This window comes from Corallococcus sp. CA041A, from assembly GCF_003612075.1.
Taxonomy (GTDB): Bacteria; Myxococcota; Myxococcia; order Myxococcales; family Myxococcaceae; genus Corallococcus; species Corallococcus exiguus.
On record NZ_RAWF01000360.1, the window covers coordinates 1 to 8,091 of the forward strand.

Annotated in this window: 11 protein-coding genes; 4 read left to right on the plus strand and 7 right to left on the minus strand. The window is 70.7% G+C overall.

Features of this window, described 5'->3' with window-relative positions:
- The first annotated feature begins 163 nt into the window (after positions 1–163).
- Positions 164–481: a DUF3817 domain-containing protein gene (locus tag D7V77_RS38390; protein ID WP_120581190.1), complete on the plus strand. Its 318-nt coding sequence runs from the start codon at positions 164–166 to the stop codon at positions 479–481.
- Between the two features lies 1 nt (position 482).
- Here the strand turns inward: D7V77_RS38390 and D7V77_RS38395 are convergent, their stop codons facing one another.
- A complete protein-coding gene (locus D7V77_RS38395) occupies positions 483–1,034 on the minus strand; it encodes a hypothetical protein (RefSeq protein WP_147452294.1) in 552 nt (183 codons plus the stop codon).
- A gap of 136 nt (positions 1,035–1,170) precedes the next feature.
- Between D7V77_RS38395 and D7V77_RS38400 the strand changes: the two genes are divergently transcribed.
- Entirely contained in the window at positions 1,171–1,773 is a 603-nt protein-coding gene (locus D7V77_RS38400; protein WP_233597494.1) for a Uma2 family endonuclease, read from the plus strand.
- Between the two features lie 10 nt (positions 1,774–1,783).
- On the opposite strand, the gene D7V77_RS38405 is transcribed toward D7V77_RS38400, so the two are convergent.
- The 4 genes from D7V77_RS38405 to rsfS form a co-directional block, all read right to left on the minus strand.
- On the minus strand, positions 1,784–2,485 hold the full coding sequence (locus tag D7V77_RS38405) for a ComF family protein (protein WP_120581192.1): 702 nt from the start codon (positions 2,483–2,485) through the stop codon (positions 1,784–1,786).
- A gap of 56 nt (positions 2,486–2,541) precedes the next feature.
- Entirely contained in the window at positions 2,542–3,687 is a 1,146-nt protein-coding gene (locus tag D7V77_RS38410) for an RNA ligase RtcB family protein (RefSeq protein WP_120581193.1), read from the minus strand.
- Positions 3,688–3,765: 78 nt separating this feature from the next.
- Positions 3,766–4,230 (minus strand): 23S rRNA (pseudouridine(1915)-N(3))-methyltransferase RlmH, encoded by a 465-nt coding sequence (locus tag D7V77_RS38415; RefSeq protein ID WP_120581194.1) that lies wholly within the window; start codon positions 4,228–4,230, stop codon positions 3,766–3,768.
- Between the two features lie 4 nt (positions 4,231–4,234).
- On the minus strand, positions 4,235–4,780 hold the full coding sequence (rsfS, locus tag D7V77_RS38420; protein WP_169822374.1) for a ribosome silencing factor: 546 nt from the start codon (positions 4,778–4,780) through the stop codon (positions 4,235–4,237).
- A 61-nt stretch (positions 4,781–4,841) separates the two neighbouring features.
- Here rsfS and D7V77_RS38425 point away from each other — a divergent pair, with 61 nt between their 5' ends.
- Positions 4,842–5,156 (plus strand): tetratricopeptide repeat protein, encoded by a 315-nt coding sequence (locus tag D7V77_RS38425; protein WP_120581195.1) that lies wholly within the window; start codon positions 4,842–4,844, stop codon positions 5,154–5,156.
- Positions 5,157–5,178: 22 nt separating this feature from the next.
- Here D7V77_RS38425 and D7V77_RS38430 read toward each other — a convergent pair whose 3' ends face one another.
- A complete protein-coding gene (locus tag D7V77_RS38430; RefSeq protein WP_120581196.1) occupies positions 5,179–6,234 on the minus strand; it encodes a hypothetical protein in 1,056 nt (351 codons plus the stop codon).
- Positions 6,235–6,369: 135 nt separating this feature from the next.
- On the opposite strand from D7V77_RS38430, the gene D7V77_RS38435 reads away from it, so the two are divergent.
- A complete protein-coding gene (locus tag D7V77_RS38435; RefSeq protein ID WP_167547812.1) occupies positions 6,370–6,912 on the plus strand; it encodes a hypothetical protein in 543 nt (180 codons plus the stop codon).
- Positions 6,913–6,930: 18 nt separating this feature from the next.
- On the opposite strand, the gene D7V77_RS38440 is transcribed toward D7V77_RS38435, so the two are convergent.
- A complete protein-coding gene (locus tag D7V77_RS38440) occupies positions 6,931–7,983 on the minus strand; it encodes a TetR family transcriptional regulator (RefSeq protein ID WP_120581197.1) in 1,053 nt (350 codons plus the stop codon).
- Positions 7,984–8,091: the final 108 nt, after the last annotated feature.

Consider the following 8,091-nt stretch of genomic DNA (forward strand, 5'->3'; position numbering starts at 1 on the left):
GGGGGATAACAGCCTCCGGGGCTGGACGGGTGGAGGAAGGCGTAGGGCGTGATGCTTCCGACATCCGGGATGCCCTGACGTCAGGCGGGCCCTGGAGCGGGCAGGCGCGGTCGTAGCGTCGGGTGTCTTGACGGCAGGGGATGGGCGGAGGAGAGAGGACGTCATGCTGAAGACCGCCCTGGGCCGTTTCCGCCTCGTCGCCTTCTGGGAAGGCCTGTCCTTCCTGGTGCTGCTGCTCATCGCCATGCCGCTGAAGTACGTGCTGCACATGCCCCTGGGCGTGCGCGTGGTGGGCATGGCGCACGGCCTGCTGTTCATGGCGTATCTCTACACGCTGATGATGGCGGCCATCGAATACCGCTGGGGTGTGAAGCGGATCGCCTTGGCCTTCGTGGCTTCGCTCGTGCCGGGCGGGACGTTCTGGCTGGACGCGCAGTTGCGGGGTGAGGCGCTCGCGCTGGAGACGGCGAAGACGCGCTGATTCACCATCTGCTGGCCATGATCGGCAGCACGACCCCCAGCATTCCCCAGAGGAACGGAGGGCCGTTGAGCAGGATGCCGATGATGGCGGGCGCGACGATTCCGGGGCGGAGGCGGCTCCGCTCCAGGATGAGCGTTGCGACGCCACAGGCAAGGCCCAATGTGAAGCCGATCAGCCACAGCCCGGACCAGTCCGTACGGAGCGCCAGATAGATTCCCACTGAGGTGAGGAAGGCAATCAACCCGCTGAACTGGGCCAGGTATTCGCCCAGGGTGGAGTGATTGCTGGGAACGATGGCGCCCGTCGCCAGCAGGTGCTTCCGGCACGTCCGGCAGTGCGCGGGCTCACTGTCCGGCGCAATGCACGCCCGGCACATGAAGCCACCGCAGCGCGAGCACGCCTCCGTCGCGACCCTGGAATGCGGGCCACACCGTGGCTGCGCGTTCGGCTCGTTGCCAGGAATGGGGGCCGGTGTGGATGTCATTCGCCGCGAAGCATAGACGGCGCCCGGGTGATTGACCCTGCCATGGAGACGACCCATCATGTCCTTCATGGAAGATGTGACTCCAGAGGTTGTGCTCGAATATCCACGTGCGCCCTCCCAGGCTGCATGGGATGCAATGGACGAAGAGGAGCGGGCACAGGTCGTGGCGTCCCTGCCCGGCGAGGTGACGTGGAATGAGATGCCAATGCCAGAAGGGGATTGGCACACCGGCCCGCGTACCTACGTCTGGAATGTGTTGCGCAGATACTGGGCCCAGCAGTCCCGACGGGCCTATGTGAGCTCCGCGCTCCCCATCTACTACCCCGAGGAGCCACGCTTCGCGCCGGACCTGCTGGTCGTGCTGGATGCGGAACAGCGCACTCGCGACAAGTGGGTGTGTAGCGCCGAGGCCCACGGGTTGGATTGGGTCATGGAGGTGCACGCGGGCGGCGACCGGAAGACAGCCGCCGAAGCCAATGTGCAGCGCTATGCCCGCCTGGGGATTCCCGAGTACTTCATCCTCGACGGACGCGACTGCACGCTGGAGTGCTACCAGCTCGAGACACCCGATGCGCGCGTCTACACCCGCCTCGAACCACAGCGGGGGCGATACGTCTCCAAGGTGCTGGGACTCGAATTCCAGACGGAAGGAGAGCGCCTCCAGCTCTGGACCAGCGCCACGCCGCTGCTGAGCTACAGAGAGCGTGTCCTCCAACTGGAGGCCGAGCTTCAGCGTCGCGAGGGCCTGGAGCGTCGTCTGAAGGAACTCGAGGCCGAGCTCGCCCGGCTCAAGAAGTCCCAGGGCTGAATCACAGTCATCAGGCGAGGGTGAACGCCCTCGCCAAGGTCAGCACCTCCACGCGCGTGGCCCCCGCTTCCCGCAGCGCGATCGCGGCGGCTCGCGCGGTGGACCCGGTGGTGAACACGTCGTCCAGGAGCAACACCTCCTGCCCCTTCACCGCCCGCGACGCCACGAACGCTCCTGCCACGTTGCCCGTGCGCTCCGCTTCACTCAGCCCCACCTGCCTACGCGTCTCCCGCGTGCGCTTCAGCCAATCCCCCGGCGCCGTCCGCCCCGTGGCCTTCGCCAGCTCCGCCGCGAGCAGGTGCGCCTGGTCGTACTGCCGCTTCCGGAATCGCCGCACATGCAGAGGCAACGCCACCACGCATCCGGGCGCGGTCCTCAAGAACCGCCGCGCCTCGTCCGCGAGCAGTACCCCCAATGGCGCCGCGAGGTCCGGGTGGTCCTCGTACTTGAACCGGTGGATGGCTCGCGCCACCGGCCCTTCATGCGCGAAGGGCGCCCAGGCCCGGCTGAACGGGGGTGGCACCGTCCGGCAGCGGGGACAGGTGTTCCCCGGGAACGCGCCCGGCTCCGCGCACGTCCGGCAACACACCGGAGGCAGCCGCTCCAGCGCCGTGTCACACGGCTCGCAGAACACCGCGCCCGCGCCCGGCAGCACCTTCGCGCAGGCCAGACACATGGGCGGATAGACCAGATCCAACAGGGCCTTCCACATCACCGGGACTCACAGGGGCAGCGCATCCCGTGCCCCTCGTGCGAGCCCCGTGCCGCTCACTCCGCCGTGCGGCCTCGCGTCTTGTACGTGAGCACCGGCGCCAGCGTCGCCACCACCCTCACCAGCCCCGCCTCCACCAGGTCCGTCACCACGCGGTCGATGGCTTTGTATGCCGGCGGCGCCTCCTCGAAGAGCAGGTCCCGGTCTTCGCACACCACGTGGCTCTTGAAGGACGTGCGCGTCAGCGACTCCGCCGTGAAGCGCTCCTTCAGCCGCTCCCGCGCCGCCGTGCGCGTCCACTTGCGTCCCGCGCCGTGCGCCAGGCTGTACGCGCTCTGCTCGCCCGTGCCCACCGGCAGCACCAGATAGCTCAGGGCACCGCGGCTGCCGGGAATCACCACCGGACCATCGTCCCACGGCGCCGCGCCCTTGCGGTGCAACCACCCCACGCGTCCGTCCGCATGCCGCGCGGTGACGCTGTTGTGGCACACGTCCAACACCCGCCGCCCCGTCGCCCCAATCCCATCCAACGTCCGCTGCGCCACCAGTGCCCGGTTCGCCTTCGCCCACAGCACCGCGCCGTCATGCCGCTGGAGGTATTCGCGCGCCTCGTCCGAATCCGCCGCCAGTCCGCCCGCCGCATGCCGGTCGACATGCTTGCGCAGGATGGCCTCCCCCAGCCCGCGTGACCCCGAGTGCACGAGCAACAGCAAGCGCTCCTCCCGCAGGCCCAGCGCTTCGAAGACGCGCGTGTCGTGCACCTCCTCCACCCGCTGCACCTCCGCGAAGTGGTTGCCGCCGCCCACCGTGCCCAGCGCCGACTCGAAACCCATGCCGCGCGCGCCGTGCTCCTCGAGCACCGCCTTCGTGTCCCCCACCCACGGCCCTTCCAGGTCCAACTTCGCCGCCCACCGCTCCGCCTTCGCCTTGCGTGTCAGCAGGTCCACGTCCCACAACCCCATGCCACAGCCGATGTCGCTGCCCACGAGATAGGGATAGAGGAAGCCCTCGGACTCGAAGGCCGCGCCCACCGGAGCGCCCTTGCCGGGATGCAGGTCCGGCAGGCCCACCGCGAGTCTCATCCCGGGCAGGCGCGACACGGCCTCCAATTGGCGGACGGCCTCGCCCTCCACCCAGGACTGGGGCGAGGCGATGATGCGCACGGTGGCGGCCGTGGAGGTTTCAGAAGAGGGCGTGTTCATGATGGCCGCTCCGACGCAGCCCCTTCACGCGCCCTGACGCCCAGGCCCCCAGCACCTCGGGGCGGGCCGCCCGGCCGCCTACTTGTGGTAGGGCTCGCCCTTCAGGATGGTGAACGCGCGGTAGAGCTGCTCAATGAGCACCACCCGCGCCAGCCGGTGGGGCAGCGTCATCCGCGACAGCGACATCACCTGATGCGCCGCGCCGCGCACCGAGTCGTCCAGGCCCTCGTCCCCGCCAATGACGAAGAGCAGGTCCTTCGAGCCCGTCTGCGCCTTGGCGACGTAGCGGGCAAGCTCCACCGAATCCAGCAGGGTGCCGCGCTCGTCCAGCGCCACGATCCAGTCCTGCGGCTTGCGCTTGCCGAGGATGGCGGCGGCCTCCGCGGACTTCGCCTCGCCGGGCTTGAGCTTGCGGCCCGACGCTTCGGTCAGCTCCAGGAGCTCGAAGCGCGTGTAGTGCTCGAGCCGCCGCGCGTACTCCTGCACGGCGGGCTCGAACAACCCGGAGCGGTCCTTGCCGATGGAGAGGAGGCGGACCTTCACGGGACTAGGACAGCTTCACCCGGGGCGCGTCCGCCCACAGCCCGTCCAGGTCGTAGAAGGCGCGCACCTCGCCGTTGAACAGGTGGGCCACGACGTCGTCGTAGTCCAGCAGCACCCACTGGCCCGTCTCCAGGCCTTCCGTGCTGATGGGGCGCAGGGGCTGCGCCCCCTGCTTGAGCTGCACCTGGACGTTCTCCGCCATGGCGCTCACCTGACGGTCGCTCTCGCCGGAGGCGATGACGATGTAGTCCGCGTAGGACGTCATCCCGCGCATGTCGAGGATGACGACGTCCGTGGCCTTCTTGTCCAGCAGCAGGTCGCCGATGCGGCGCGCCAGCTCACGCGCCTTCGCGTTCTCCGCGGGCTTGGGCAACGGCGGCGGGGGGGCGGGCTTCGGCGCCTTCTTGCGCGCGGCGGCGGTCTTCTTGCGCGGGGGCGGACGCACGCCCGGCTTCGCCTTCTTGGCGGCCGTCTTCTTGCGGGCCGGAGCCCGGGTCGTGCTCTTCGCCTTCGCCTTCTTGGATGCAGGGGTCTTCTTCTTCGTGGCCATGTGGCGGATACCCTATCGCACCCTTGGCAAGCTTCCAGCGCTCCTCTAATGGGTTCCGTCCATGAGCGACGCCCGCCTGGAGCAGTTCAAGAAGATGGTGGCCCAGTTCCCCGACGCCCCCATGGCCTGGTTCTCCCTGGGGAAGCTCCACCTGGAACGCAAGGAATACGACAGCGCCATCCAGAGCCTGGAGTCCGCGGTCCGCCTGGACCCGAAGTACGCCGCCGCCCTCGTCTCCCTGGGGGATGCCTACGCGGGGGCCGGCCAGACGGACAAGGCGAAGCAGGTGCTCACCACCGCCCGGGACCACGCGCTCGCCCAGCAGCACCCCAGCCTGGCCGAGGAAATCGACGAGCGCATCGCCGACCTGGACTGACGGTGCTCCAGAGCCTGGGCTCCTAGTCCTGGTCGCGCCAGGTGAAGCCCACGCCGAACACCTGGCGCGTGTATCGCAAGTCATTGCGCGGCAGGCGCGTGCTCCAGAGGCCCCAGGACACCTCCATGTCCACGCGGGCGGAGACGGGCCGGGCCAGCTTGAGGGACAGCGAGTTCTGCCCCTCGTCCTCCTCCACCAGGATGATCTCCGGCGACAGGAAGATGCCGTCCGGGTAGCGCGCCAGGCCCAGCGTCCCCTGCGCCAGGAGCGTCACCCGCCACGGCAGCCGCACCCCGGCGCTGCCGACGAGCCGGTGGCGCATGGCCGTCTCACCGAAGCTGTTGGAGCTGACCTCCTGGAAGGCATAGCTGAGCGACAGCTTCACCGGCCCCCGGTACGTGTAGCCCGCCCCCGCCACCAGCGCGCCGTCCTGCCGCCGCACGGGGGATGAGGTGACGGCCGGGAAGGGCCGGGCGAAGGGGCCGTAGCGGCGCGAACCCCATTCGCCAAACACACTCAGGGTGTGGCGCGGGCTCAACCGGTAGCGGCCCAGGACGCCCACCTCCGGGCCGCCGAAGTCGGCCGTGTGGTCCGGGCGGTACACGAAGCGGCGGGCGCCCAGGCGCACGCGCAGGGCCAGGCGCACGTCCGGGGCGTACTCGGCGAAGAGGCTGGTGCCCAGGTCCGAGTACGCGCGGCTGCCGCCCCGCCGGTCCTTGGCGTGGCCTTCCGCGCCCACGCCCCACTCGGTGCCCAGGGCGAGCGAGCCCTCCAGCGCGCCCGCCTGCACCAGCGTGTCCTCGTTGTCGTAGTCCAGGTACTTGCGCGCACCCAGTTCGTACCGGCCCACCACCTGGGCCCGCTCGCCGGTGCCCCGTCCCTCCGCCACGCCCAGCACGCTCATGGCCAGGTCCGCGCCGGGGCCGGGCGTCGCGCCGTCGGAGAAGTCGCGCGGGGCGTTGCTGTCCACGAGCAGCCGGCCGGTGCCCCGGAGCGAGCCCTGCCACTCGGCCGCGCGCGCACCTCCGCCCCAGGGGAGGCTGAGGGCCAGGAGGAGCGGGAGGAGGCGACGGTCCAAGACGCGCGCACCATACTCCGGCCCGCTGGCATCCCCACGCTCGCAAGTGCCCCGTACGGCCGCGTCGTCCCCGGGACACCCGGGGTGTGCCCGCGGTCGGTGACGGCGCACCCGGCCGCCCGGTACATTGCGGCCATGTCTTACGCGTCCTTCCTCGCGGCGGTGGCCGGTCTGGGGCTCGTCGCCTGTTCCCCGGCGTCCTTCACCACGGAGGTCCAGGGCGAGGCGACGGTGCCCGCGAACCCCGCTGGCACCTCCACGCTCCTCAATGCCTTTCCCTCCATCAGCAGCTTCTCCTCGCTGGACTTCAACGAGAACCAGGACTTCAAGAACCGCGACGTCACCAAGGACGAGGTGACGCGCGTGCAGGTGACGTCGATGAGGCTCAAGGTCCTGAGCCCGAACGATCAGGACTTCGGCTTCCTGGACTCGATGGAGGCCGTGGCCCGCGCGGGCAACTCCGAGTCGCGCTTCGCGGCCCGGGACGGCATCGCGGGCCTGGGCCTGAACCCGCCCAACCCCACGGTGGGGTTGAACACGGACGGCAGCGTGGACTTGAGGCCCTACGTGGCCGCGCCCAGCATGGCCATCATCCTGCGCGGCACGGGGCGCCTGCCGGAGCGCGAGGTGCGCGTGCAGGCCACGGTGGTGCTGGAGGTGGAGGGCGGCCTGCTGTAGCGGCCACCCGTCGCTGCTTCAGGGGGCCAGCGTCTTCGCGCGGCGCTCCAGCGAGCCCGCGCGCCCGTCCAGCTCGCTGGCCAGGGACTCCAGCCGCGCGGCCTCCTGCTCCAGCGAGGAGAGGTCCTCCAGGCCACCCGCGGCCAGCGCCTGGGCGCGCACCGGGTCCACCTGGGGCCGCCGGTCGCTGGCGGTGATGCCAGAGGTCTGCCCGCCCGCGGTGGGATTGGGATTGCCTCCGACCCCCGGACCCTTGGTCGGGTCGCCCGCGTAGTCCGGCGTCTCCACCATCGCGTCGCCCGGGATGACCTCCGGCTGCCGGCCGCCCCGCTGGGTGGGGGCCACCTGCAGGCCCTGGTTGCCCATCGAGCGCAGGCGCAGGCGGCGGTCCTGGTCGTCGAACATGGACTCCTCGCCCAGGAAGTCGTTCATGCGGCGGTCCAGGTCGCGCTCCTCGCGCACCTCGGTGATGCGCGCCTTCAGGGCCTGGAGCCGCTGGCGCACCTTGTCCTGGGAGTCGCGCAGCGCGTCCGCCTGCGCGAGCAGGTCCTCCGGATCATCCCCGCGCGCCGCGCCATCCAGCGCTGGCACCTGGGAGGCGGGCAGCGCCGCGCGCACGGCCTCTCGTTCGCCGCGCACGGACCGCATCTGCTCCACCAGCCGCGCCCGCTCCGTCCGGTCCGTCGTCGCGTCCCACGCCGCGCGCAGCAGCGTCAGCTCCTGGGACAGCGCGCCGTGCAGCGCCAGATGCGCGCGCTCCACCTCGCCGTCCGCGCCGGACACCGACTGCGCCAGCCCCGTCAGCTCTCCGCTCAGCTCCTGCGAACGGCGCAGCGCGGACTCCAGCTCTCCGCCCGCCGTGAGCTTCCCCTGGCGCTGGGCCTTGAGCGCTTCGATGCGCGCGGCCACGCCGTTGAGCTCGTCGCGCAGCCCCTGCTGCCGGGTGCGCAGGGTGCGTGCCTCCGTTCGCGCTGACTGGGCCTTCGCGCGCGCCTGCTCCAGGCCGGACGCCGCCCCGGCGGGAGCGGCCACGAACAGGCACAGGAGGAGGGGGAGGGCACGCAACATCATCGGGGGAACACCGTCAGCAAGGCGGATGCCAGTCCCTTCCTCCTACCCCGTTCCCAGGCCCGACGGAAAGCGCCCTGGTTCCGGGCACCTGCACGGGCAGGGTGGGGC

Excerpts from the sequence above, each read along its gene's own strand:
- D7V77_RS38395 (WP_147452294.1), bottom strand. The coding sequence starts at position 1,034 with ATGAAGGACATGATGGGTCGTCTCCATGGCAGGGTCAATCACCCGGGC.
- D7V77_RS38400 (WP_233597494.1), top strand. The coding sequence starts at position 1,171 with ATGCCAGAAGGGGATTGGCACACCGGCCCGCGTACCTACGTCTGGAAT.
- rsfS (WP_169822374.1), bottom strand. The coding sequence starts at position 4,780 with ATGGCCACGAAGAAGAAGACCCCTGCATCCAAGAAGGCGAAGGCGAAG.
- D7V77_RS38405 (WP_120581192.1), bottom strand. The coding sequence starts at position 2,485 with ATGTGGAAGGCCCTGTTGGATCTGGTCTATCCGCCCATGTGTCTGGCC.
- D7V77_RS38440 (WP_120581197.1), bottom strand. The coding sequence starts at position 7,983 with ATGATGTTGCGTGCCCTCCCCCTCCTCCTGTGCCTGTTCGTGGCCGCT.
- D7V77_RS38410 (WP_120581193.1), bottom strand. The coding sequence starts at position 3,687 with ATGAACACGCCCTCTTCTGAAACCTCCACGGCCGCCACCGTGCGCATC.
- D7V77_RS38425 (WP_120581195.1), top strand. The coding sequence starts at position 4,842 with ATGAGCGACGCCCGCCTGGAGCAGTTCAAGAAGATGGTGGCCCAGTTC.
- D7V77_RS38390 (WP_120581190.1), top strand. The coding sequence starts at position 164 with ATGCTGAAGACCGCCCTGGGCCGTTTCCGCCTCGTCGCCTTCTGGGAA.
- D7V77_RS38435 (WP_167547812.1), top strand. The coding sequence starts at position 6,370 with ATGTCTTACGCGTCCTTCCTCGCGGCGGTGGCCGGTCTGGGGCTCGTC.